This is a genomic window from Pseudomonas sp. B34(2017) (assembly GCF_002112915.1).
Lineage (GTDB): Bacteria > Pseudomonadota > Gammaproteobacteria > Pseudomonadales > Pseudomonadaceae > Aquipseudomonas > Aquipseudomonas pharyngis.
The window spans coordinates 588,075-610,478 of record NZ_NEJA01000003.1 but is presented as its reverse complement, the minus strand read 5'-3'; the positions used below and the strand labels follow the sequence as shown (position 1 = coordinate 610,478).

The window sequence follows — 22,404 nt, the reverse complement described above, 5'->3', positions numbered from 1 at the left end:
CCGTACAGTCACCGAGTCTTCACTCTAGTCCGGGATCTGTAAAAGCAATAGCTGTCATCCAGCCATCATTTAAACAAACCAGCAGGCAGCCGACTAACGGTCACCGCTGAAGCCCCCGAAAACCGGGAAAGATGGCATTTCGACAGGATGTTGACGCCAATCATCCGCCAGACGGCCGTTAACAAAAAATCCCTCTACGCTTATAAAGGCCGCCCCCAAGAGGCGCGGGCTAGAGCTTCTGGCACGCGCGTGCAACAGCAACAGAGTGGAAGAACCGACATGATCGACCTCGCAACCTGGAACCTCAGCGTTCCCGTTGGCAGCCCGCCCTACACCGTCGAAACCTCCAAACTGGTGAACGGCTTCAAGGATCAGTACTTCCATTCCGACACCGGCACCCTGTTTTTCTGGTCCCCGGTGACCGGTTCGAAAACCGAGAACGCCATTTATCCGCGTACCGAACTGCGCGAGACCTACAGCAACGGAACATTGCGCAACTGGTATTACCCCGACGCCGACAACCTGCTGCGCGCGACCCTCTCGGTCAACAAGGTGCCCAGTTCCGGCAAGATCGTCATCGGCCAGATCCACGCCTATGAAAGCCAGAAGCCGATGCTCAAGCTTGAATACCAATACAAAGAAAAAACCGAGACCGGCAACCTGGTGATCAAACTGCGCACCCATCCGGATCAGGACGAAAGCCGCGTCATCACCCTCGCCACCGGGATCAAACTCAATCGCGAGTTCAACTACCTCATTCACCTGAGCCCCGGCGGCGCGCTGGGCGTGAGTGCGGCCGGGTATCAGTGGGATTCGCAGATCAGCGCGACGTGGCGCAACAAACCGCTGTATTTCAAGGCGGGTGTGTATGTGCAGGACAACACCGGGTACACCAGCGAGGGTGGGCAGGTGACGTTCAGCAAGCTGGATATTGATCACGATAAATAGTAGCCACGCGACCGTTTAAGGCTTCTGTTTAAAGACGGTTCGCGTTACTTCCTGAAGCCTACAACGGCTTGCGTCGCTGCCTACCGGTACGCCAGAATCCGCCGGCTTGTGCGCCTGGAGGGCCATCGGTAACTTGATTCCGGTCACTGATTCGCAGTGATCGGGTTTAGTAGCCCGTGGTGTTTTCAGCTACGTGCAACGCGCTGTCTATCAGACATTCCAGTCTGACTGTGATGGTGGCTGTGCGCAGGGCGCTTCGGCGCGCCGGTCAATGCTGAATACTCCCCGGTCTACTAACCTGCGCACAGCTGCCACCCTTCTTTTAGTAGGGAAGGACAAGCAGCTCCTTACAGGAGTTTTCAGCATATGTTCAAAATTACGCCGAACCCGCCAGAAACCGATCTGGCCTCCCCCTACGAATCCCTCGATTCCAAAAAACTCAACGAAGCCGCCGAACGCGCCCTCGACCACTACCTCTGCCCCGGCGCCCGCATCATGGCCACGGTCAACGAACCCGACCGCATGTACTTCGCCAACCCCGCCTACAACACCGAATCCCTGCTGGCCAACGCCAGCGAAACCCTCGGCTCCGCCAGCGAAATGCTCAACAACTTCGCCGCCACTCTCCCTCCCACCGACCGCAAAACCGCTATAGGCATTGCGCAACTGGTGATGCTTGGAGAACTGGCGGTAAATCAAGCGCTGGATCACGTAGAGCCGAAATAATCCGGTCTATCTAAAAAAACCCGCTTCACAGCGGGTTTCTCGGAATGAAATGTTGTGTTTACACCACATGAATATTCAAATGTTGCGGTAGCGGAATATGGACTACGTCCTATTGATCAGCCGTCTAGGTACTCAACTACGCGAAAAACGTATAGCTCGCGGCCTGACGCAAGTACAACTGGCCGAGCGCCCATTAACTTGACTGGAGATCGGCTAATGGGAGACCCATTTCTCTTTGTCACCTTTCACTTTTAATTAACCCGCCACCATTTCGAACAACTCTCGGTCAAAAAGCGATTCCTGACAAACGTCATTTGCTCAAACTTGAAAAAACGAGCCCCTCCAAAAAAAAGACCAAAATATAGAAAGACTATAAAAAACCAATTTCAAATTCCGAACAAGACTATAAACCTGTCACATTTGACAGGTGCAAGGCGCAGAAAAACCGCTCAAACTGAATCCATCACCACGAAAGAAAGTAAAGGAGCATGAAAATGGGATTTCGAAGCGAAAAAATCGGCATTATCTATAGCACTGGATCCAAGATCCTCGCAGTACAAGTCAAAAATGGAAAAACAAAAGTAATTGACGGAGCAATAGACAACATCGATCAAGCTAATAACAGCGTATCAATCAAAGATAGCCAGTCAGGATCAACAATAAAAATCAACATGGAGGAAATTAAATCACTCAAACTGACTGAAGAATCACTAAATAATTCCTTCGCACTAAGCAGATGGTACAAACATCCAGACGGTACATTCCAAATGCATCCTCCACTTCCACCTGCACCTGCACGTGAACCTGAACCTGAACCTGAACCTGCAGTGCATGAAGTGCATGGAGTGCTCTTACCATCAGTGTGGAACGTAGAGAACTTCGATTTTATTAGGCCAGTTGATTATGAATTTGACTTTCCTAGCATCATTGATAAACATTCACTATCACGAGAAATCGCAATTATTTTGCACCTAGCCAGATAAAAAATTAGATATCCATCCTGAAACTTCTCTATATTGTCTTAAAAACCAAAACGGCATTACCGCGAACATCATGACTGTTTGCTGGCAATGATTTCCGGGGCCACACACAAGCGCAATGATAGCAACAGGACAACGCTATCTGACAATCCAGCATTGAAAGATAGCGTGATCACTCGAACAAACAAGGAAGCTCTCCATGGCCACCTCGTACATTATTGTTGACGAACCACTTACACACTTCTATTCAGACACAACAACTGAAATAGCAGAACCCATCATGGGTGTAAAACCCAAGGACATAAACAATGTAGCCTATACCTTGTACAACAAACCATACGATAAGTATCAATTCCTAGGCGGCTGTACCTTTCTGTTTCCAAGATCCATTCCATTTAAACCGGGCATGGTAATAGACTTTAACGCAGACAATAACAGTACAGGCATAACTGCAAACTCATTCACCAACCAGCGGACACTCCCCAGCAATTACAACAATGCCGACGTTAGGATCTTCATGGCAATTCCAAGCATGGAAAAACTGGATAATGGCCTAATTGAATGTTATGGCTCTGTGACAGACAATGCAAATAACACTGTTTATGCCATGAAGTCTCTTTTTTTTACAATCCAGACCCCCTAGACAAACTGGTTCAATAGTGGAGCAAAAGAGAACGGATTCGAACGACACTTACTCAGCAGTCAACCGATTGAGCTGAAAGCAAAATGGAGAAGAGAAATAGAAAAATTGGGACAGATTTATTTATCTGCTGATCGATTAAAAAAATTGGGACAGATTTATTTATCTGCTGATCGATTAAATAAATCTGCCCCCGCTTTACTTCACCTCCACACCCACAAAAGGAATAACGCAAATGGGCCTTAAAAGAAGTTTACTGGCATTTAAAATCGAAAGCGGCTCAGAATTAACCGTCCTGACTACTAAAGGCGATGTAATAGAAGGAATAGTTCACGTTACCAAAGAAGACACTGAAACAATAGGCATCGTAGAACGCACTACAAATCGTAAGCAAATAGTATTTGTACGTGATATTTCAAGTGTTTCCTTCAATGATGAACCGCTCTCAAATGCTAGACTCCACTATAATAACTTACTAATTCTGAACGACGAAGGATATTATGGCATCCGCAAACGCCACCCATTAAAGTTCGCCCCCGGCGCTGAGTTCATAGTTCGAAAAGGTTTACTCGGCCCCGGCTCTGATCTAGCAGAGCTAGCAGATTTATCATACGAAATAGAAACAATTGGCAGAGTCACCATACAACGCTCCAAAAGTGACATCGCGCAACGGACTGTAACTGCAGAACCTCCCACTTCGGCAATTATTTTAATCGTCGATGCGGGACCTGCTTTAGAAACATGAAAAATTGGGACAGATTTATTTATCTGCTGATCGATTAAATAAATCTGCCCACCCGCTTTACTTTAGTTTCAACTCAGCCGACAGGTATCAAATACGGGTCGTACCGATTGGCTTTCGTTTCATTCCTGAGCCGACGGAGTCATTCAACGCCACTACCCGCCCCGCATCCCATTCCCGCTGCATATCAGCAAACAACTCTCCGTTCACTCGCGCCTGATGATTCGCCAACGCTTGAGTCATCGCCTCGGCAATACGCTCGAGGAAAATTGGGGACGGATTTATTTACCACAAAGAATTAATCCGTCACCTTTTTACACAACAGATGAAGGAAAAACAAATGGACCAGATCGATCCGAATGGAACTTATAACGGACGTGTATATGATGCCGGCGAGAGCCACAACGCCACGTTGACAATCAATTCATCAGATCCACAGACAGGCAACATAAGTCAAGCTAGCATGGCTTACTTTGGGCTTTACTTTAACGTTGCTGGAAGTTTTTTTTCATCAAAACCCATCATATGGATCCGCCGTAAATTTTAATCTGCAAGCAGAGGCCGGAGGTCCTGAATTTAATATGCTCGCCATTAGCATGAGTTCACCTGAAGAGAGTTGCTCCAATTTAAATGGTACGGTTCGAGTCGATCGCGGCGGGCCGAATGTAGGTAAAACCTATAACATTAACTTCACAAAGTGCTAACGCGCTTATCAAACACAAAGCCGTCTAATGACGGTTTCATATGTCACCTATATCGGACTTCGGCCAAGGCAGTCTGGATTTTGTCCGTTATAGGTGACATTTCACGCAGCAGAATATTAGCTCGACATAAAACCCAGGCAAAAGAAAACCCGCTTCTTAAGCTAAACACCCAGTCTCAATTGACCTTGGCGTTCAACTCACCCTTCAGATAACGCTGATACATGCTTTCCAGCGAGATCGGCTTGATCTTTGAAGCGTTGCCGGCAGTACCGAAAGCTTCGTAACGAGCGATACATACATCGCGCATCGCCTTCACGGTTTCACCGAAGAATTTACGCGGGTCGAATTCGCTCGGGTTGGTGGCCATCAGGCGACCCATGGCGCCGGTGGATGCCAGACGCAGGTCGGTATCGATGTTGACCTTGCGCACGCCGTGCTTGATGCCTTCGACGATCCGTCTGCGGTAAGCCTACGAAACACTACCCCTACCAGAATGTTGTGCTAACGTAACATTCATATATTTATGTTCCGGTAGCAGCACATGGATTATTTTTTGTTGATCGCTCGCCTTGGCGACCAGTTGCGCGAAAAGCGTATTCGCCGAGGCCTGACCCAAGCTCAGCTTGCCGACCTCGCCGGGCTGACACGATACAAGGTCATCGCCGTAGAAAAAGGCACCCTTTCTGTTGGCATGATCGCCTATGCGCGCGTGCTCGGTGCACTGGATTGCGAACTCGCTGTCGTCCCGGCCGCCATGCCAACCCTTGAAGAGCTTGGGGATTTATTCGAATGAAGATGACCTCTCTCAAAGTCAGTACGCCAGAGGGGCATAGTGGCAGGCTTTTCAGCGATGGCGAGGACTTCACGTTCCGTTATCACGACGATGCATTGCCAGATGTGGCTATCAGTCTGTCGATGCCAGTGCGGCATGACGAGTTTCGCCGACGCGAGCTCCACCCTGTTTTTCAGATGAACCTGCCGGAAGGCTACGTGCTGGAGCAACTGCGTAATCGCCTGGCCAAGACCGTGAATGTCGACCCGATGCTGTTGCTGGCGCTCTCCGGTAGCACCTCTCCCATTGGCAGGGTTCAAGTGCGCTCTGAAACGGTTGATGCCTTGCTGGAAGAACAACAATTTCCAGGAGAAAAACTTGAGGAGATTCTGACGTGGGACGGCACGGAAGATATTTTCGCCGGCCTGATGGATCGTTACATTCTGCGAGCAGGCATTTCGGGTGTTCAGCCAAAATTGCTGGTTCCGGAACAACAGGAAGCCGCGTTACCCCGCGTGACCTCGAAAACCTCAGACTTGATTATCAAAAGTGGCCGAGACGAGTTCCCCGGTCTGGCAATCAACGAATTCCTTTGTATGTCCATGGCGAAAGAAGCGGGTATTCCCGTTCCGCCGTTTTACATTTCCGATAATGCCAAGCTGTTCGTCATGCGCCGCTTTGACCGCGACGATCAGCTCAACCCGATCGGTTTTGAAGACATGGCAGTGTTGATGGGGTTGTCGGCCAGCCAGAAGTACAGCAAAAGCTATGCGGCAATTGCCAAGGCCATCCGTGTGTACTGCCCGGCCGAGCATGTACGCGCATCACTTGATCAACTTTTCGATGGCGTTGCCTTGAGCTGCATTGTCGGGAATGGCGACGCTCATTTGAAAAACTTTGGATTGCTTTACTCCGAACCCACTCAGCGCGACGCGCGCCTGGCGCCGGCTTATGACATCGTCAACACCACGGCTTATATTCCGGAGGATGTGCTGGCTCTGGATCTGGCGGGCAACAAGTCGATGTTTGCCTCGCGACAGGGATTGCTGGAGTTTGCCCACACCTGTGAGATCGAGCAGCCGAGGGCGCGCATTCAGCGATTGCTTGCCTCGGTTGAAGCGGTACTAGCGCGCTATCCACAATATCGGGAACAGGCGCCTCATGTGGTGAGTGCCATTGAGCAGGCAGCAGCGCCATTCACCCTGACTTTTGGGTGACGCGCACAAAATCGCCACCCACAAAAAACCCGCCTCACGGCGGGTTTCTTTCAAATCAGCTCAACACCCAGTCTCAATTGACCTTGGCGTTCAACTCCCCCTTCAGATAACGCTGATACATGCTTTCCAGCGAGATCGGCTTGATCTTCGAAGCGTTGCCGGCGGTACCGAAAGCTTCGTAACGAGCGATACATACATCGCGCATCGCCTTGACGGTTTCGCCGAAGAATTTACGCGGGTCGAACTCGCTTGGGTTGGTGGCCATCAGGCGACGCATGGCGCCGGTGGATGCCAGACGCAGGTCGGTGTCGATGTTGACCTTGCGCACGCCGTGCTTGATGCCTTCGACGATTTCTTCAACCGGTACGCCGTAGGTTTCTTTGATGTCGCCGCCGTACTGGTTGATGATCGCCAGCCACTCTTGTGGCACCGACGAGGAACCGTGCATCACCAGGTGGGTGTTCGGGATGCGTTTGTGGATTTCCTTGATGCGGTCGATCGCCAGCACGTCACCGGTAGGTGGCTTGGTGAACTTGTAGGCGCCGTGGCTGGTGCCGATGGCGATGGCCAGGGCATCAACTTGAGTCTTCTTGACGAAGTCAGCGGCTTCTTCCGGGTCGGTCAGCATCTGGCTGTGATCCAGAACGCCTTCGGCGCCGATGCCGTCTTCTTCACCGGCCATGCCGGTTTCCAACGAACCCAGGCAGCCCAGCTCGCCTTCTACCGAAACGCCGCAGGCGTGAGCCATGGCGACGGTTTGTTGGGTCACGCGGACGTTGTAGTCGTAGTCGGTCGGGGTCTTGCCGTCTTCACCGAGGGAGCCGTCCATCATGACCGAGCTGAAGCCCAACTGGATCGAGCGCTGGCAGACGTCAGGGCTGGTGCCGTGGTCCTGGTGCATGCACACCGGGATGTGCGGGAATTCTTCGATTGCCGCCAGGATCAGGTGACGCAGGAACGGGGCGCCGGCGTATTTGCGGGCACCGGCCGAAGCCTGAACGATCACCGGGGAGTCAGTCTTGTCAGCGGCTTCCATGATGGCGCGCATCTGCTCAAGGTTATTGACGTTGAAGGCTGGAACGCCGTAGCCGAACTCGGCTGCGTGGTCCAGCATCTGGCGCATGCTGATAAGTGCCATTGTGTGTGTCTCTCCCGGTTTGGGTCGTTAATCGTGCCAGCCTGCCGGAGCGGCGGCGGCTATTCAAGTGATTGCAGATCGGGGGTTGAGGCCCGGCCTGGTGATTCGATAAAGCAAATTCTGTTTTATTCGGCTTTGCAGCCCCGGCCGATCAAATCATTGGTGGCGACCCAGTAAACCAGGCCTTCATTACCTTTGATGTGAAACGCCAGCATGTCGTCGCTGTACAGCGCGCCCGAGGCGCCCGGCTCTTCCTTCAGGCGATAGACCTGATCACCGCCGCCCAGACGCACATCGACTTCCTTGCGGGCGGCATCGGTGTAGCGCCACAGCACCTTTGCCTGGCTGTCGCAGGTCCAGGTGGTCCAGTTATCCACAGGGGCGGACGACTGGAACGGGTTCCACTGCGCGCAACCACCCAACAATCCCAGCGCCGCAACGGCGATCAAGCCTTTCATCCGTGTTCCTCGACCGGCAGCGCACGCCGCCGGCCCTGAGTTAAAGAGTCAGACCGGTCAAGGACAACCATGTTCCTTGGCCGGGGTTTGCGTCTCGTATTTGTCCAGACCGTCCGGGCCCGAGCGCTTGTTCAGCACCGGGTTGGTTTCGGCCTGCCAGTCGGCCTGGTAGCAGCCTTTCTGGGCCTCGCCCGGTGCCGGTGTCGGCTCGGCCTTCGGGTTACTCCCGCAGGCCGCCAGCGTACCGGTCAGCAGCAACAGCGCTAACGACTTGACCATCTGAACACTCCTTTGCCTGGCCAATCGGGCGGCCTCAGGCCTTGGCCCGGCTTTCCAGGACTTCAACGGCCGGCAGCACCTTGCCTTCGACGAATTCGAGGAACGCGCCACCGCCGGTGGAAATGTAGGAGATCTTTTCAGCCACGCCATATTTATCGATGGCCGCCAGGGTGTCGCCACCGCCGGCAATCGAGAACGCCGCGCTTTCGGCGATGGCTTCGGCCAGCACTTTGGTGCCGTTGCCGAACTGGTCGAATTCGAACACGCCGACCGGGCCGTTCCACAGGATGGTTTTCGACGACTTCAGCAGTTCGGCGAAGTTGGCCGCGGTTTGCGGGCCGATGTCGAGAATCATGTCGTCAGCCGCAACGTCAGCGATCAGTTTCACGGTCGCTTCAGCGCTTTCGGCAAATTCCTTGGCAACCACCACGTCGACCGGCAGCGGCACGCTGACTTTGGCGGCGATGGCGCGCGCGGTGTCCAGCAGGTCCGGCTCGTACAGCGACTTGCCGACCGGGTGACCGGCCGCAGCGAGGAAGGTGTTGGCGATGCCGCCGCCGACGATCAGTTGATCGCAGATCTGGCTCAGGCTGTTCAGCACGTCGAGTTTGGTCGAGACCTTGGAGCCGGCAACGATGGCCGCCATAGGCTTGGCCGGGGCGCCCAGGGCTTTGCCCAGTGCATCGAGTTCAGCGGCGAGCAGCGGGCCGGCAGCGGCGACTTTGGCGAACTTGGCCACGCCGTGGGTCGAACCTTCGGCGCGGTGCGCGGTGCCGAAAGCGTCCATCACGAACACGTCGCACAGGGCGGCATATTGCTGGGCCAATTCGTCAGCGTTCTTTTTCTCGCCCGTGTTGAAGCGCACGTTTTCGAACAGCACGATGTCGCCGGCCTTGACGTCAACGCCGCCCAGGTAGTCGGCCACCAGCGGCACTTCGCGGCCCAGGGCCTTGCTCAGGTAGTCGGCGACAGGCTTGAGGCTGTTCTCGGCGGAGAATTCGCCTTCGGTCGGACGACCCAGGTGCGAGCAGACCATCACCGCCGCGCCTTTTTCCAGGGCCAGCTTGATGGTCGGCAGCGAAGCCAGGATACGCGCATCGCTGGTGACAACACCGTCCTTGACTGGGACGTTGAGGTCTTCGCGGATCAATACGCGCTTACCTTGCAGATCGAGGTCGGACATCTTCAACACGGTCATGGGTCGCACTTCCTACGGTTTTTTTGAAGTCGCTGTTTGCAGATAGTGTTCTGCAACATCCAGCATTCGGTTGGCAAAACCCCATTCGTTGTCGAACCAGGCCAGGATGTTCACCAGCCGAGGGCCGGAAACGCGGGTCTGACTGGCATCGACGATGGCCGAATGTGGGTCATGGTTGAAATCACAACTGGCGTGAGGCAATTCGGTGTAGGCCAACAGACCTTTGAGCGGGCCGCTGGTGGCGGCGTCGCGCAGGATCCGGTTGACCTCGCCGGCGTCTGTGTCGCTCGCGGTCTGCATCGTGATGTCGAGGCAGGACACGTTGACCGTCGGCACGCGTACGGCTTTGGCCTGAATTCGCCCGGCAAGTTCCGGCAGCAGGCGCTCGATACCACGCGCCAGACCGGTGGACACCGGGATCACCGACTGGAACGCAGAACGGGTGCGGCGCAGGTCTTCGTGGTGATAGGCGTCGATCACCGGCTGATCGTTCATCGCCGAGTGAATCGTGGTGATCGATACGTAATCCAGGCCGACCGCCTGATCCAGCAGACGCAACAGCGGTACGCCGCAGTTGGTGGTGCAGGAGGCGTTGGACACCAGCAGTTCGTCGCCGGTCAGGCAATCCTGATTGACGCCGTAGACGATGGTGGCGTCGACATCCGCCTCGCTGGCCATCGGCTGCGAAAACAGTACACGCGGCGCGCCGGCGTCGATAAAGCGCTGGCCGTCTGCGCGAGTGTGGTAAGCGCCGGAGCATTCGAGCACCAGATCGACGCCCAGCGATGCCCAATCGATGCCTTCGGGGGTGGCACTGCGCAGGACCTTCACGCAGTCGCCATTAATATGCAGACAATCGCCGTCGACCTTCACCTCGCCCGGGAACCGGCCGTGGGTGGAGTCGAAGCGTGTCAGGTATTCGATGCTGGCCATGTCGGCCAGATCGTTGATCGCGACAATTTCAAACCCTGCCGCTGAGCCTCGCTCGAACAACGCACGCAAGACGCAACGACCAATCCGGCCGTAGCCGTTGAGTGCAACTTTGTAGGGACGCGGTTGAGGCATGGGGTTCTCGATAATACGCAGGCAGACGCAATGCTTATTTGCGACACATCACATGTTGGAGCTGGCTTGCCAGCGATAGCGTCCGGTCAGGCAACATGATGTTGAAGCGGATGGCCCTATCGCTGGCAAGCCAGCTCCCAAAAGGATTGCGGTGATCATGAGATCACCGCGATGTGCCTTAGTCTTCCAGCAGCTCTTCAGCCTGACCCAGGATGTTTTCCAGGGTGAAGCCGAACTCTTCGAACAGTGCCGAAGCCGGAGCCGATTCGCCGTAGGTGGTCATGCCGATCACGCGACCTTCCAGACCCACGTACTTGAACCAGAAGTCGGCGTGGGCCGCTTCGATCGCGATACGTGCGCCAACCTGCAACGGCAGGACCGATTGCTTGTAGCTGGCGTCCTGAGCGTCGAACGCGCTGGTGCATGGCATGGAAACCACGCGCACCTTGCGGCCCTGCTCGGTGAGTTTGTCGTAGGCCTGAACGGCCAGACCGACTTCCGAACCGGTCGCGATCAGGATCAGCTCAGGCTCGCCTGCGCAGTCCTTCAGCACGTAACCACCACGACGGATGTCGGCGATCTGGCCGGCATCACGGGTCTGGTGCTGCAGGTTCTGACGCGAGAAGATCAGCGCCGACGGGCCGTCCTTGCGCTCCAGCGCGTTTTTCCAGGCCACTGCCGATTCAACGGCATCGGCTGGACGCCAGGTGTCGAGGTTCGGCGTGCTGCGCAGACTGGTCAGTTGCTCGATCGGCTGGTGCGTCGGGCCGTCTTCGCCCAGACCGATGGAGTCGTGGGTGTAGACGTGGATCACGCGCTGCTTCATCAGGGCGGACATGCGCACTGCGTTGCGGGCGTATTCCATGAACATCAGGAAGGTCGCGCCGTAAGGCACCAGACCGCCGTGCAGGGCAACGCCGTTCATGATCGCGGTCATGCCGAATTCGCGCACGCCGTAGTACATGTAGTTGCCGCTGGCGTCTTCGGCGCTGACGCCTTTGCAGCCTTTCCACAGGGTCAGGTTGGAACCGGCCAGGTCAGCCGAACCGCCCAGCACTTCCGGCAGCAGCGGACCAAACGCGTTCAGGGCGTTCTGGCTGGCTTTACGGCTGGCGATGGTTTCGCCTTTGGCAGCAACGTCGGCGATGTAGGCGTCAGCCTTCTCGGAGAAGTCGGCCGGCAGCTCGCCGCTCAGGCGACGGATCAGTTCGTTGGCTTCGGTGGGGAACGCGGCGGAGTAGGCAGCGAAACGCTGATCCCACTCGGCTTCGGCGGCGCGGCCTTTTTCCTTGGCATCCCACTCGGCATAGATGTCGGCCGGGATTTCGAACGGGCCGTGGTTCCAGTTCAACGCCTGACGGGTCAGGGCGATTTCCGCGTCACCCAGCGGGGCGCCGTGGCAATCTTCCTTGCCTTGCTTGTTCGGCGAACCGAAACCGATGGTGGTCTTGCAGCAGATCAGGGTCGGCAGCGGGCTCTTGCGAGCGGTCTCGATGGCGGTCTTGATCTCTTCCGGGTCGTGACCGTCAACGTTGCGGATCACTTGCCAGTTGTACGATTCGAAACGCTTCGGCGTGTCGTCGGTGAACCAGCCCTCGACTTCGCCGTCGATGGAAATGCCGTTGTCATCGTAGAAGGCGATCAGCTTGCCCAGGCCCAGAGTGCCGGCCAGGGAAGCGACTTCGTGGGAAATGCCTTCCATCATGCAGCCATCACCCAGGAACACGTAGGTGTGGTGGTCGACGATGTTGTGGCCAGGGCGGTTGAACTGCGCGCCCAGGACTTTTTCTGCCAAGGCGAAGCCCACAGCGTTGGCCAGGCCCTGACCCAGCGGGCCGGTGGTGGTTTCAACGCCCGGGGTGTAACCGAATTCCGGGTGGCCCGGGGTACGGCTGTGCAGTTGACGGAATTGCTTCAGGTCGTCGATCGACAGGTCGTAGCCGGTCAGGTGCAGCAGCGAGTAGATCAACATCGAGCCGTGGCCGTTGGACAGCACGAAGCGGTCACGGTCGGCGAACGATGGATTGCTCGGGTTGTGCTTGAGGTAGTCGCGCCAAAGCACTTCGGCGATATCTGCCATACCCATAGGGGCACCGGGATGGCCGCTGTTGGCTTTTTGCACGGCATCCATGCTGAGGGCACGAATGGCGTTGGCACGCTCACGACGGCTAGGCATCGCTGATCTCCTGGGTGTGAATAGATTGAAACGGAAAAAAGGAGGGCATTTTCCCTCACCCGAGCGCCTCGGGGCAATGACAGATAGTCATCCGGAGGCGTTTTTCCATTGGATAACATCGGTTTCGGTTGGTGAAACCTTTCCGCTGTTCGTTTGTAGAGTTGACCGGGCAGTGAGAAGTGCAATCGAATGCGCCATCCATCGAGCAATATCAAAACTTTTTGATATAGACCTTGCGGTGCTTCCGGGCCGTCACTAGACTGCCAGCCCTATGAACTTACGCGTGCCTTCCATTCGCCATGACGATTGCGACGAGCTGGCGGCCCTGTGCAAGGCCGGCGGCGATCCGCTGCGGCTGAATGTATTGCGTGCCCTGGCCAACGACTCGTTCGGCGTACTGGAACTGGCGCAGATTTTCGGTATCGGCCAGTCCGGCATGAGCCATCACCTTAAAGTGCTGGCGCAGGCGGATCTGGTGGCGACTCGCCGCGAAGGCAATGCGGTGTTCTATCGCCGCGCCCTGCCCCACACCGAGTTGCTGGGCGGCAAGTTGCATGCGGCATTGTTAGAAGAAGTCGACAATCTGGCGCTGCCAGCCGACGTGGAAACCCGGATCGCACAGGTTCACGGGCAACGCGCGGCCAACAGCCAGGACTTTTTCGCAAGGGTTGCAGAGAAATTCCGCGCCCAGCAGGATTTGATTGCCGGCCTGCCGCAGTACCGTGAAAGCGTGCTGGCCCTGCTCGACAAACTGAATTTCGATGGCGCAGCCACGGCCATTGAAGTCGGCCCCGGCGATGGTGCATTCCTGCCGGAACTGGCGCGTCGCTTCGACACCGTAACCGCACTGGACAACAGCGCGGCGATGCTCGAACTGGCCCGCCAGGTATGTGAACGTGAACAGCTGGCTAACGTCAGCCTGCAATTGGCCGATGCATTGAATGGCGTGAGCCTTCAGGCCGATTGCGTGGTGTTGAACATGGTGTTGCACCATTTCGCCGCGCCGGCCGAAGCGCTCAAGCACATGGCCAGCCTGCTGCAACCGGGCGGTAGCCTGCTCGTGACAGAGTTATGTAGCCACAACCAGAGTTGGGCCAGGGAGGCCTGCGGTGATCTGTGGTTGGGGTTTGAACAGGACGATCTGGCCCGTTGGGCCACCGCTGCGGGACTCGTTCCCGGGGAAAGCCTCTATGTAGGCTTACGTAATGGTTTCCAGATCCAGGTCCGCCATTTTCAGCGACCGGCTGGCGACACTCACCATCGGTAAATTCAGGAAAACATCGAGATGAGCGAATACTCCCTCTTCACCTCCGAGTCCGTGTCTGAAGGACATCCGGACAAAATCGCCGACCAGATTTCCGATGCAGTGCTGGACGCCATCATTGCCCAGGACAAGCACGCACGCGTTGCGGTGGAAACCCTGGTCAAGACTGGCGTGGCCATCGTTGCCGGTGAAGTGACCACCAGTGCCTGGGTCGACCTGGAGCAGATCGTTCGTGACGTGATTTGCGACATCGGCTACACCAGCTCCGACGTCGGCTTCGACGGCGCGACCTGCGGCGTGATGAACATCATCGGCAAGCAGTCCCCTGACATCAACCAGGGTGTTGACCGTGCCAAGCCTGAAGATCAGGGCGCCGGCGACCAGGGCCTGATGTTCGGCTACGCCAGCAACGAAACCGACGTGCTGATGCCGGCACCGATCACCTTCTCGCACCAGCTGGTGCAGCGTCAGGCCGAAGCCCGCAAGTCGGGTCTGCTGCCTTGGCTGCGTCCGGACGCCAAGTCGCAAGTGACCTGCCGTTATGAAGGCGGCAAGGTTGTCGGTATCGACGCCGTGGTTCTGTCGACCCAGCACAACCCTGAAGTGTCGTACAACGACCTGCGCGAAGGCGTGATGGAGCTGATCGTCAAGCACGTGCTGCCTGCCGAACTGCTGAGCAAGGACACCCAGTTCCACATCAACCCGACCGGCCAGTTCATCATTGGCGGCCCGGTAGGTGACTGCGGTCTGACCGGTCGCAAGATCATCGTCGACAGCTACGGCGGCATGGCCCGTCACGGCGGCGGCGCGTTCTCCGGTAAAGATCCATCCAAGGTTGACCGTTCGGCGGCCTACGCTGGCCGTTACGTTGCCAAGAACATCGTGGCTGCCGGCCTGGCCGAGCGTTGCGAGATCCAGGTTTCCTACGCGATCGGTGTGGCCCAGCCTACCTCGATCTCGCTGAACACCTTCGGCACCGGCAAGATCAGCGATGACAAGATCATCAAACTGGTCCGCGAAGTGTTCGACCTGCGTCCATACGCGATCACCACCATGCTGGACCTGCTGCACCCGATGTACCAGGAAACCGCAGCCTACGGCCACTTCGGCCGCGCTCCGCAGACCAAGACCGTTGGCGAAGACACCTTCTCCACGTTCACCTGGGAAAAAACCGACCGCGCCGACGCTCTGCGTTCCGCTGCCGGCCTGTAATTTTCCTGGCGGTACAAGAAGCCCCGCACGGTTCGCCGTGCGGGGCTTTTTCATGGCCGCGAAACAACCGGCAAAACAGCCGCCCGGCCCGCTTCGAAATCCCGGCTAGCCTTCAGGTATCTCTCTGAGCAAGGACGCTCACGATGCTTGCCACACTGCGCCTGTTTTTGTTTTTCCTGCCGTTTTTCCACCTCAACACCTTCGCTGCCGACTGCCCCGACTGGGCCGCCGCCCGGGCTTCGAGCGAAGTCGCCGCCCTGCAACAACAGATCGACCGCTGGGACGACGCCTATCATCGCGAAGGTCGTTCGGTGATCGCCGATGAGCTCTACGATCAGTCCCGCTTGCGCCTGAACCAATGGCGCCGGTGCTTCAAACTTCCCTCACCGCCCGAGCCGTTGCGCACCGCATCAGGCCCGGTTGCGCACCCGGTCGCTCACACCGGTCTGGACAAGCTTCACGACGCGGCAGACATCGCCACCTGGCTGCGCGACCGCCAAAACGTATGGGTGCAACCCAAGGTCGATGGCGTGGCGGTCACCCTGATCTATCGCGACGGCCGATTGCATCAGGCGATCAGTCGCGGGGATGGTGTTCGCGGGCAGGACTGGACCGCGTCGGCAAAAAGGATCGGAGCCATTCCACAGCGGCTGACGCAACAGCAGGATCTGTTGGTGCAAGGCGAACTCTACTGGCGCTTGAACGGCCATAAGCAGGCACGTGCCGGCAGCGCCAACGCCCGCGCCACCGTGGCCGGGCTGCTGGGGCGTAAGGATCTCGACGCGGAACACGCTGCAGGCATCGGGCTGTTTGTCTGGGACTGGCCGCAAGGGCCGAAGGACTTGCCGGAGCGAATCGCGGCGCTGACGCAGTTCGGTTTTCCCACCACGGAGCCCTACACCCAGGCCGTCGCCAGCCTGAACGAAGCGCAACACTGGCGCGATCACTGGTATCGCTCGCCACTGCCATTTGCCACGGACGGAGTGGTTCTGCGCCAAAGCCTGCGGCCACCGGCAGAGCGCTGGCAAGCTCGTCCGCCCTATTGGGCTGTCGCCTGGAAATACCCTTTTGCCCAGGCGCTGGCCGATGTGCGCAAAGTAAATTTCAAGATCGGCCGCACCGGGCGCATCACGCCGGTGCTTGAACTGTCGCCGGTGATGCTCGATGACCGGCAGATCAAACGGGTCAGTGTCAGTTCGCTCAGGCGCTGGCAGGAACTGGACATTCGCCCCGGCGATCAGGTGGCAATCAGCCTGGCCGGGCTGACGATTCCGCGCCTCGACAGCGTGGTGCTGCGCAGCACTGAACGCGTGGATCTGAACGTTCCGCTCGCCAGCGACTTTCACGCCCTGAGCTGCTGGCAACCGACGCCGGGCTGCGAAAGCCAGTTCCTCGCCCGCCTGACCTGGCTCAGCGGCAAGCAGGGACTGGCCCTGCCCCATGTCGGTCGCGGCACCTGGGAGAAACTTCTGGAAACAGGCCGCCTGAACAGCCTGCTGGATTGGTTGACCCTCGACGGGCCGGAGCTTGCTAACATTGCCGGTCTCGGCGAGCGCAGCAGCGCCCGCCTGCTGCACAGTTTTCACAGCGCCCGCCAACGGCCGTTCCTGCAGTGGCTCAAAGCCCTGGGGCTGCCACCGACCGGTCAGGCAACACTTGCCGATTCATGGCAGGCGCTGGCACAACGCAACACCGAACAATGGCAGGCAGAAGCCGGAATCGGCCCGGGTCGCGCGGCGCAATTGAGCGCCTTTTTTCGTGACCCGCAGGTACTGGCCCTGAGTGAAACCTTGCAAGCCGCCGGCGTCGACGGCTTCTGAACACGCAATCCCCGGCCCACCGGGAACCCAAGTCCGCCGGAGCGCTCCAACAGCGCAGTGCTTCACCGATACGATTGCCTTTGCACATGGAGCTTTTATGAAATTTCTCGCACCGCTCGCCCTGCTGTCTTTCTGCGCAGTCCTCGCCGCCCCCGTGATGGCCGACGAAGACGCGCCGGGCCTGACCGGTTGTGCTGCCAAGAAGCAGGGCATCATCAATCAGATCGAACAGGCCAAGTCCCGCGGCAATGCCGACCAGCAGGCCGGCCTCGAAACCGCCCTGCGCGAAGTCACCGAACACTGCACCGACGCCGGCCTGAAGAAAGAGCGGGAAAACAAGGTACTCGACGCCAAGCACGAAGTGAGCAGGCGTCAGGCTGATCTGGACAAGGCCATGAAGAAGGGCGATCCGGAGAAGATCGACAAGCGCAAGAACAAGCTCGCCGAATCGCGCAAGGAATTGCAGGACGCGCTGGACGAACTCGACAAGTAAGAAAGCCGGGGATCACGGCCAAAGGCTGTGATCCCTTGAACATCAGTGGTCGCGAAACTCTTTATGGCAGGCACTGCAGGCATCTTCGACTTTCTGCACCGCCGGCCCCAGGTTACTGGCCTTGTAGGGTTGAACCTTGCTGGCGATCACCAGTTCACCGGTGGCCGCTTCAAGGGTGCGGGCCATTTCCTGGAAGCGGGCCTGTTTCTGCCAGACATCGTCCTTGGAGCTGGTGTGATCTTCTTCGCGCACCTGCGGGAAATGTTTCCACGGCTCATGGGACAACGCATCGAGCTTGACCGCGCCTTCGGCGAATTTCGCTCCGTCGAACGGGATGCGCCCACGCAACATGCCACCCAGGTCTTCGCCGGTTTTGAGCATCTGCTTGAAGATCGCCTTGCGCTGGCCCAGCGGGGAATTCGGGTCGACACCGCCACAGGCGGACAAGGTCAGACAGGCCAGCAATACAACAGAAATTCTTTTAAGAGTCATGGTGGCTTCAGGTCACGGAAATCGGCGGCCAGTATCCTCGGGTCACCGCCAAACACCAATAGCCCTATTAACAATAAGGGTTGCTTGAGCGCATGGAGCACTTCTGCAACCGGCACAGGAAATTCTCCATGAACAGCCGCTTCAAGGCCTGGCGTCATCCGCTCATCGTCACCCTTCCGCTGCTGGCGATCCTCGCCGGGTGCACCGGTGGCGACAGCGCCAAGCCGAAAACCCACGCCCTGGCCACGTATTCCAGTGCCACCTGGGAAGCCCTGCCGGCAGTGTCCGATAGCGACCTGGTGGCCGGTTTCGGTTCGTGGCGCAGCGCCTGCACCCGGCTCAAGGCTGACCCGGTCTGGGGCCCAACCTGTGCAGCCGCCGCCAACGTGCCGCAAAGCGCCGGCGACATCCGCACGTTCCTCAAGCAGAACCTAGACGTCTTCGGCCTGCGCGCCGAGAACGACAATCCCAACGGCCTGATCACCGGCTACTACGAACCGGTCTATCCCGGCAGCCTGACGCAAACCGCCACCGCCAACGTGCCGGTGTATGGCGTGCCCGAAGACATGATCATTGTCTCGCTGGACAGTATTTACCCGGAACTCAAAGGCAAGCGCCTGCGCGGCCGCCTCGAAGGTCGCGTGCTCAAGCCTTACGACGATGCGGCGACCATCGAAAGCCAAGGCGTCAAGGCGCCGGTCGTGGCCTGGCTGACCGACCCGATGAACCTGCAATTTCTGCAGATTCAGGGGTCGGGGCGGATTCAGACCGATGACGGCCGACAACTGCGCATCGCCTACGCCGACCAGAATGGTCACCCGTATCGACCGATCGGCCGCTGGCTGGTGGAACAGGGCGAGCTGAAAAAAGAAGAAGTCACCATGGGTGCGATCAGCAACTGGGCCAAGGCCAACCCGTCGCGCATTCCGGAACTGCTGGCGAGCAATCCGAGCTACGTGTTCTTCACCCGCAATCCGGACAGCAACGAAGGGCCACGCGGCTCGCTGAACGTGCCGTTGACCGCCGGTTACAGCGCGGCAGTGGACCGCAAGGTGATTCCGCTGGGCAGCCTGTTGTGGCTATCGACCACTCGCCCCGACGGCACGCCGCTGGTACGCCCGGTGGCTGCGCAGGACACTGGCGGCGCGATTGCCGGTGAGGTTCGCGCGGATCTGTTCTGGGGCACCGGCGATGCCGCCGGGCAACTGGCGGGCGACATGAAGCAGCAAGGGCAGATCTGGATGCTCTGGCCGAAAGGCGCGGCGTTGCCGCAAGTGCCGCAGGTAGCCGACAAGCCGTAAGCACAATGCAAAAGATCGCAGGCCTCGTCAGCCTGCGATCTTTTCAGGTTCAGATCGAAACGAAGAAGAAGCTGGCAATCAGCACCATCCCGACAAACCAGACCAGCGAGCGCAAAGCCGCCCAGTCCGCCAGATAGCAAATGATGTAGAGCAGGCGACTGGTGATGAACAGCACCGCCAGCACGTTGACCGTCACCAGCTCTGCCGTGCCCACCAGGTGCGCGACGATCACCGCCGCCGCAAACGCCGGGGTCACTTCAAAACTGTTCAGTTGCGCCGCATGGGCACGGCGCGCCACGCCATCCACGCTGTCCAGAAAGTCCCGGGGATCATGATTGTCCCGCAGTCTGAAACCGCCCGAGGCCTTGGCCACGACGGTGCACAGATAGGGCAGAAAGATCGCGATCAACACACACCACAAAGCCACCGTCATAACACCGTCCTTCTTTCGAGTTTTAGAGTTGCCGGGCGGTCAGAACTTCATCACCAGCATGCCGATCAGCACCAGCCCACAGGCTAAGAGCCGCGGCCGGCCGAAAGGTTCTTTCAGGTAACGCATGCCGAACAGCACCACCAGTATCACGCTGATTTCACGCAACGCCGCCGCTTCGGCAATCGAGCCCAACTGCATCGCCCACAGCACCAGAGCGTAGCTGAACAACACGCAGAACCCGACCGCCAATCCCAGCTTCCATTGCTCGCGCCAGAACAGCTTGAACGCCGGCCGCTTGGCCACCCACGCCAGCAACGGGAACGGCCAGGCACTGAGCAGCGTGACCCAGACCAGGTAATCCAGCGGATGCGACCAGCGCCGCAACGCCTGACCGTCGATGTAGGTGTAGCAACCGATGCACAAGCCGATCAGCGCCACCACCGGCAGCATCGCCCACGGCAAATGTTTCCCGCCGCCGCCCTGCCAGAGCAGGCAAGCTATGCCCAGCGGGATCAACAGGATTCCGAAGATTTGCTGGGTGGTCAGCACTTCGCCGGCGAAGATCAGGGTCAGCGCCAGTACCACCAGTGGCGACAATCCGCGCATCAACGGATAGACCAGCCCCAGGTCGCCGACCCGATAGGCCTGGATCAACAGATAGCGATAGAGCAGCTCGAACGCCGCCGACGCCAGAATCCACGGCCAGATTTCCGCCGGCGGCAGGCTGATGAAAGGCATCGCCAGCGCCACGAACAACAGCGCCACGGTGTCCATGCAGGCCACCACCAGCAGCCGTTCGGCGCTGAACTTGATCAACGTGTTCCACGCTGCGTGCAACAGCGCCGCCACCAACACCAGAGCTGTCGCCAGCACGTGCCACTCCTTTGTTTTTGTTGTTGAACCTGAGCCAATTAGTCAGATTATTGATTCGCGATGTGTCAGCAGCTGTTTATACTGCAAGCGACCACGCCGCACTCAGTTGCGCACAGATAAATTCCAATAATTCCTGCCTGCCCCGTTCTCGCCCGAGACCGGTCGCCGGCCTGCGTATGCCTGATCAAAGCGTCAAGACTACCGACAGAGACCTTGCGCATGCCACTCGCTTTGCTTGCCCTCGCTGTTGCCGCTTTCGGCATCGGCACCACTGAATTCGTCATCATGGGCCTGCTGCCCGATGTCGCCCGCGACCTCGCGGTGAGCATTCCCCACGCCGGCCTGTTGATCACCGGCTACGCCCTGGGGGTGGTGTTCGGTGCGCCAATTCTGGCGATCGGCACTGCCAATATGCCGCGTAAGGCCACGCTGCTGGGCATGACGCTGATGTTCATCCTCGGCAACGTGCTGTGCGCACTGGCGCCGAACTACGCGACGCTGATGGCGGCGCGGGTGGTCACCGCGCTGTGCCACGGGGCGTTCTTCGGCATCGGTTCGGTGGTGGCCGCCGGGCTGGTCGCACCGAACAAGCGGGCGCAGGCGATTTCCATGATGTTCACCGGCCTGACCCTGGCCAACGTTCTCGGCGTACCGCTGGGCACGGCGCTCGGCCAGTACGCCGGCTGGCGCTCGACCTTCTGGGCGGTCTCGGTGATCGGTGTGATCGCCGCCCTCGCCCAATGGCTGTGGTTGCCGAAACATATCCCGATGGACAAGGCCAACCTCGCCAGCGAGTTCAAGGTGCTGGGCAAGGTCAACGTGTTGCTGGCACTGGGCATGAGCGTGCTGGCCTCCACCAGCCTGTTCAGCGTGTTCACCTACATCGCGCCGATTTTGCAGGACATCACCGGCGTCAGCCCCCACGGCGTGACGGTGATGCTGCTGTTGTTCGGTGTCGGCCTGACCGGCGGCAGCATGCTCGGCGGACGCCTGGCCGACAGTCGTCTGTTGCCGTCATTGGTGGGTGTGGCGCTGGCGGTGGTGGTGGTTCTGGCGGCGTTCAGCCAGACCAGTCGCTCGGTGGTTCCGGCAGCGATCACGCTGGTGCTGTGGGGGATTTTTGCCTTCGCCCTGTGCCCGATCCTGCAACTGCTGATCATCGATCAGGCTCACGAGGCACCGAACCTCGGTTCGACCCTGAACCAGAGCGCGTTCAACCTCGGCAATGCCGCCGGCGCATGGATTGGCGGACTGGTGGTGGCCAGCGGCGCGGACCTTGCGGACTTGCCCTGGACCGGCGCTCTGGTGGGCGTGCTGACCGTGCTGACGGCGCTGTTTTTCATCTACCTGCAACGTCGGGGTGTCGCTGCGGTCAATGTGTCCGGCTGATTTTCCCGGGGGACACAATTGTGTCCCCACCCGGCGTCAGCCCATCCAACCCTTGCGTCCATGAACGGGCGCGCTGTCTTTCCC

23 protein-coding genes and 2 pseudogenes are annotated in these 22,404 nt (G+C 58.2%); 15 read left to right on the top strand and 10 right to left on the bottom strand.

Features of this window, described 5'->3' with window-relative positions; translation table 11 throughout:
- Positions 1 to 279: 279 nt before the first annotated feature.
- The 7 genes and pseudogenes from CAF80_RS12510 to CAF80_RS28570 all read left to right on the top strand — a co-directional run bounded on the left by CAF80_RS12510 (position 280) and on the right by CAF80_RS28570 (position 4,583).
- On the top strand, positions 280 to 948 hold the full coding sequence (locus CAF80_RS12510; protein ID WP_011336318.1) for a polysaccharide lyase family 7 protein: 669 nt from the start codon (positions 280 to 282) through the stop codon (positions 946 to 948).
- 366 nt (positions 949 to 1,314) lie between these two features.
- Entirely contained in the window at positions 1,315 to 1,674 is a 360-nt protein-coding gene (locus CAF80_RS12505) for a DUF6124 family protein (protein WP_074692089.1), read from the top strand.
- A 97-nt stretch (positions 1,675 to 1,771) separates the two neighbouring features.
- Positions 1,772 to 1,861 (top strand): annotated as a pseudogene (locus CAF80_RS29070) (transcriptional regulator); the annotation flags it as partial.
- A gap of 307 nt (positions 1,862 to 2,168) precedes the next feature.
- On the top strand, positions 2,169 to 2,657 hold the full coding sequence (locus CAF80_RS28580; protein WP_139831670.1) for a hypothetical protein: 489 nt from the start codon (positions 2,169 to 2,171) through the stop codon (positions 2,655 to 2,657).
- 196 nt (positions 2,658 to 2,853) lie between these two features.
- Positions 2,854 to 3,297, top strand: a complete 444-nt coding sequence (locus CAF80_RS12495) for a hypothetical protein (protein ID WP_074692086.1) — start codon at positions 2,854 to 2,856, stop codon at positions 3,295 to 3,297.
- 232 nt (positions 3,298 to 3,529) lie between these two features.
- Positions 3,530 to 4,039 (top strand): hypothetical protein, encoded by a 510-nt coding sequence (locus CAF80_RS28575; protein WP_134334139.1) that lies wholly within the window; start codon positions 3,530 to 3,532, stop codon positions 4,037 to 4,039.
- Positions 4,040 to 4,376: 337 nt separating this feature from the next.
- Positions 4,377 to 4,583, top strand: a complete 207-nt coding sequence (locus tag CAF80_RS28570) for a hypothetical protein (protein WP_134334140.1) — start codon at positions 4,377 to 4,379, stop codon at positions 4,581 to 4,583.
- A 332-nt stretch (positions 4,584 to 4,915) separates the two neighbouring features.
- On the opposite strand, the pseudogene CAF80_RS12485 reads toward CAF80_RS28570, so the two are convergent.
- A pseudogene (locus CAF80_RS12485) lies at positions 4,916 to 5,194 on the bottom strand (class II fructose-bisphosphate aldolase); the annotation flags it as partial.
- An 87-nt stretch (positions 5,195 to 5,281) separates the two neighbouring features.
- On the opposite strand from CAF80_RS12485, the gene CAF80_RS12480 reads away from it, so the two are divergent.
- Together CAF80_RS12480 and CAF80_RS12475 are read left to right on the top strand one after the other, a co-directional pair.
- Entirely contained in the window at positions 5,282 to 5,533 is a 252-nt protein-coding gene (locus CAF80_RS12480; RefSeq protein ID WP_039767977.1) for a helix-turn-helix domain-containing protein, read from the top strand.
- Positions 5,530 to 6,729, top strand: coding sequence for a type II toxin-antitoxin system HipA family toxin (locus CAF80_RS12475; RefSeq protein WP_085667405.1), 1,200 nt, complete (start codon positions 5,530 to 5,532; stop codon positions 6,727 to 6,729). Before CAF80_RS12480 ends, CAF80_RS12475 begins: the two co-directional genes overlap by 4 nt.
- 73 nt (positions 6,730 to 6,802) lie before the next feature.
- Here the strand turns inward: CAF80_RS12475 and fba are convergent, their stop codons facing one another.
- The 6 genes from fba to tkt all read right to left on the bottom strand — a co-directional run bounded on the left by fba (position 6,803) and on the right by tkt (position 13,043).
- The gene (gene fba / locus CAF80_RS12470; protein WP_085667404.1) at positions 6,803 to 7,867 is read right to left on the bottom strand and encodes a class II fructose-bisphosphate aldolase; all 1,065 of its coding nucleotides are present in this window, start codon (positions 7,865 to 7,867) and stop codon (positions 6,803 to 6,805) included.
- Between the two features lie 125 nt (positions 7,868 to 7,992).
- Complete coding sequence (locus CAF80_RS12465; RefSeq protein ID WP_085667403.1) at positions 7,993 to 8,325, bottom strand: MliC family protein; 333 nt, start codon at positions 8,323 to 8,325, stop codon at positions 7,993 to 7,995.
- Positions 8,326 to 8,382: 57 nt separating this feature from the next.
- Entirely contained in the window at positions 8,383 to 8,604 is a 222-nt protein-coding gene (locus CAF80_RS12460; RefSeq protein WP_007959706.1) for a hypothetical protein, read from the bottom strand.
- A 34-nt stretch (positions 8,605 to 8,638) separates the two neighbouring features.
- On the bottom strand, positions 8,639 to 9,802 hold the full coding sequence (locus CAF80_RS12455; protein ID WP_085667402.1) for a phosphoglycerate kinase: 1,164 nt from the start codon (positions 9,800 to 9,802) through the stop codon (positions 8,639 to 8,641).
- 12 nt (positions 9,803 to 9,814) lie between these two features.
- Positions 9,815 to 10,867, bottom strand: a complete 1,053-nt coding sequence (epd, locus tag CAF80_RS12450; RefSeq protein WP_085667401.1) for an erythrose-4-phosphate dehydrogenase — start codon at positions 10,865 to 10,867, stop codon at positions 9,815 to 9,817.
- 178 nt (positions 10,868 to 11,045) lie between these two features.
- Complete coding sequence (gene tkt, locus CAF80_RS12445; RefSeq protein ID WP_085608891.1) at positions 11,046 to 13,043, bottom strand: transketolase; 1,998 nt, start codon at positions 13,041 to 13,043, stop codon at positions 11,046 to 11,048.
- A 271-nt stretch (positions 13,044 to 13,314) separates the two neighbouring features.
- Between tkt and CAF80_RS12440 the strand changes: the two genes are divergently transcribed.
- The 4 genes from CAF80_RS12440 (at position 13,315) to CAF80_RS12425 (ending at position 17,832) form a co-directional block, all read left to right on the top strand.
- Positions 13,315 to 14,310: a metalloregulator ArsR/SmtB family transcription factor gene (locus CAF80_RS12440; RefSeq protein ID WP_085667400.1), complete on the top strand. Its 996-nt coding sequence runs from the start codon at positions 13,315 to 13,317 to the stop codon at positions 14,308 to 14,310.
- 18 nt (positions 14,311 to 14,328) lie between these two features.
- Positions 14,329 to 15,519 carry a methionine adenosyltransferase gene (gene metK / locus CAF80_RS12435; RefSeq protein WP_011336330.1) on the top strand — a complete coding sequence of 397 codons (1,191 nt, stop codon included), beginning with the start codon at positions 14,329 to 14,331 and terminating at the stop codon, positions 15,517 to 15,519.
- Between the two features lie 143 nt (positions 15,520 to 15,662).
- Positions 15,663 to 17,339 carry an NAD-dependent DNA ligase LigB gene (gene ligB / locus CAF80_RS12430; protein WP_085667399.1) on the top strand — a complete coding sequence of 559 codons (1,677 nt, stop codon included), beginning with the start codon at positions 15,663 to 15,665 and terminating at the stop codon, positions 17,337 to 17,339.
- A gap of 97 nt (positions 17,340 to 17,436) precedes the next feature.
- A complete protein-coding gene (locus CAF80_RS12425; RefSeq protein ID WP_039767970.1) occupies positions 17,437 to 17,832 on the top strand; it encodes a DUF1090 domain-containing protein in 396 nt (131 codons plus the stop codon).
- A gap of 42 nt (positions 17,833 to 17,874) precedes the next feature.
- Here the strand turns inward: CAF80_RS12425 and CAF80_RS12420 are convergent, their stop codons facing one another.
- Positions 17,875 to 18,324: a cytochrome c gene (locus tag CAF80_RS12420; RefSeq protein WP_085667398.1), complete on the bottom strand. Its 450-nt coding sequence runs from the start codon at positions 18,322 to 18,324 to the stop codon at positions 17,875 to 17,877.
- Positions 18,325 to 18,452: 128 nt separating this feature from the next.
- On the opposite strand from CAF80_RS12420, the gene CAF80_RS12415 reads away from it, so the two are divergent.
- The gene (locus CAF80_RS12415) at positions 18,453 to 19,625 is read left to right on the top strand and encodes a murein transglycosylase A (protein ID WP_085667397.1); all 1,173 of its coding nucleotides are present in this window, start codon (positions 18,453 to 18,455) and stop codon (positions 19,623 to 19,625) included.
- Positions 19,626 to 19,674: 49 nt separating this feature from the next.
- On the opposite strand, the gene CAF80_RS12410 is transcribed toward CAF80_RS12415, so the two are convergent.
- Both CAF80_RS12410 and CAF80_RS12405 read right to left on the bottom strand, forming a co-directional pair.
- On the bottom strand, positions 19,675 to 20,058 hold the full coding sequence (locus CAF80_RS12410; RefSeq protein ID WP_039767967.1) for an MAPEG family protein: 384 nt from the start codon (positions 20,056 to 20,058) through the stop codon (positions 19,675 to 19,677).
- A 39-nt stretch (positions 20,059 to 20,097) separates the two neighbouring features.
- A complete protein-coding gene (locus CAF80_RS12405) occupies positions 20,098 to 20,931 on the bottom strand; it encodes an EamA family transporter (RefSeq protein WP_085667396.1) in 834 nt (277 codons plus the stop codon).
- 219 nt (positions 20,932 to 21,150) lie between these two features.
- On the opposite strand from CAF80_RS12405, the gene CAF80_RS12400 reads away from it, so the two are divergent.
- Positions 21,151 to 22,320 (top strand): MFS transporter, encoded by a 1,170-nt coding sequence (locus CAF80_RS12400; RefSeq protein WP_085667395.1) that lies wholly within the window; start codon positions 21,151 to 21,153, stop codon positions 22,318 to 22,320.
- The last annotated feature ends 84 nt before the right edge of the window (positions 22,321 to 22,404 follow it).

Bases quoted from the DNA above. Each gene is read 5' to 3' on its own strand.
- CAF80_RS12510 (WP_011336318.1), top strand. From the start codon at position 280: ATGATCGACCTCGCAACCTGGAACCTCAGCGTTCCCGTTGGCAGCCCG.
- CAF80_RS12505 (WP_074692089.1), top strand. From the start codon at position 1,315: ATGTTCAAAATTACGCCGAACCCGCCAGAAACCGATCTGGCCTCCCCC.
- CAF80_RS28580 (WP_139831670.1), top strand. From the start codon at position 2,169: ATGGGATTTCGAAGCGAAAAAATCGGCATTATCTATAGCACTGGATCC.
- CAF80_RS12495 (WP_074692086.1), top strand. From the start codon at position 2,854: ATGGCCACCTCGTACATTATTGTTGACGAACCACTTACACACTTCTAT.
- CAF80_RS28575 (WP_134334139.1), top strand. From the start codon at position 3,530: ATGGGCCTTAAAAGAAGTTTACTGGCATTTAAAATCGAAAGCGGCTCA.
- CAF80_RS28570 (WP_134334140.1), top strand. From the start codon at position 4,377: ATGGACCAGATCGATCCGAATGGAACTTATAACGGACGTGTATATGAT.
- CAF80_RS12480 (WP_039767977.1), top strand. From the start codon at position 5,282: ATGGATTATTTTTTGTTGATCGCTCGCCTTGGCGACCAGTTGCGCGAA.
- CAF80_RS12475 (WP_085667405.1), top strand. From the start codon at position 5,530: ATGAAGATGACCTCTCTCAAAGTCAGTACGCCAGAGGGGCATAGTGGC.
- fba (WP_085667404.1), bottom strand. From the start codon at position 7,867: ATGGCACTTATCAGCATGCGCCAGATGCTGGACCACGCAGCCGAGTTC.
- CAF80_RS12465 (WP_085667403.1), bottom strand. From the start codon at position 8,325: ATGAAAGGCTTGATCGCCGTTGCGGCGCTGGGATTGTTGGGTGGTTGC.
- CAF80_RS12460 (WP_007959706.1), bottom strand. From the start codon at position 8,604: ATGGTCAAGTCGTTAGCGCTGTTGCTGCTGACCGGTACGCTGGCGGCC.
- CAF80_RS12455 (WP_085667402.1), bottom strand. From the start codon at position 9,802: ATGACCGTGTTGAAGATGTCCGACCTCGATCTGCAAGGTAAGCGCGTA.
- epd (WP_085667401.1), bottom strand. From the start codon at position 10,867: ATGCCTCAACCGCGTCCCTACAAAGTTGCACTCAACGGCTACGGCCGG.
- tkt (WP_085608891.1), bottom strand. From the start codon at position 13,043: ATGCCTAGCCGTCGTGAGCGTGCCAACGCCATTCGTGCCCTCAGCATG.
- CAF80_RS12440 (WP_085667400.1), top strand. From the start codon at position 13,315: ATGAACTTACGCGTGCCTTCCATTCGCCATGACGATTGCGACGAGCTG.
- metK (WP_011336330.1), top strand. From the start codon at position 14,329: ATGAGCGAATACTCCCTCTTCACCTCCGAGTCCGTGTCTGAAGGACAT.
- ligB (WP_085667399.1), top strand. From the start codon at position 15,663: ATGCTTGCCACACTGCGCCTGTTTTTGTTTTTCCTGCCGTTTTTCCAC.
- CAF80_RS12425 (WP_039767970.1), top strand. From the start codon at position 17,437: ATGAAATTTCTCGCACCGCTCGCCCTGCTGTCTTTCTGCGCAGTCCTC.
- CAF80_RS12420 (WP_085667398.1), bottom strand. From the start codon at position 18,324: ATGACTCTTAAAAGAATTTCTGTTGTATTGCTGGCCTGTCTGACCTTG.
- CAF80_RS12415 (WP_085667397.1), top strand. From the start codon at position 18,453: ATGAACAGCCGCTTCAAGGCCTGGCGTCATCCGCTCATCGTCACCCTT.
- CAF80_RS12410 (WP_039767967.1), bottom strand. From the start codon at position 20,058: ATGACGGTGGCTTTGTGGTGTGTGTTGATCGCGATCTTTCTGCCCTAT.
- CAF80_RS12400 (WP_085667395.1), top strand. From the start codon at position 21,151: ATGCCACTCGCTTTGCTTGCCCTCGCTGTTGCCGCTTTCGGCATCGGC.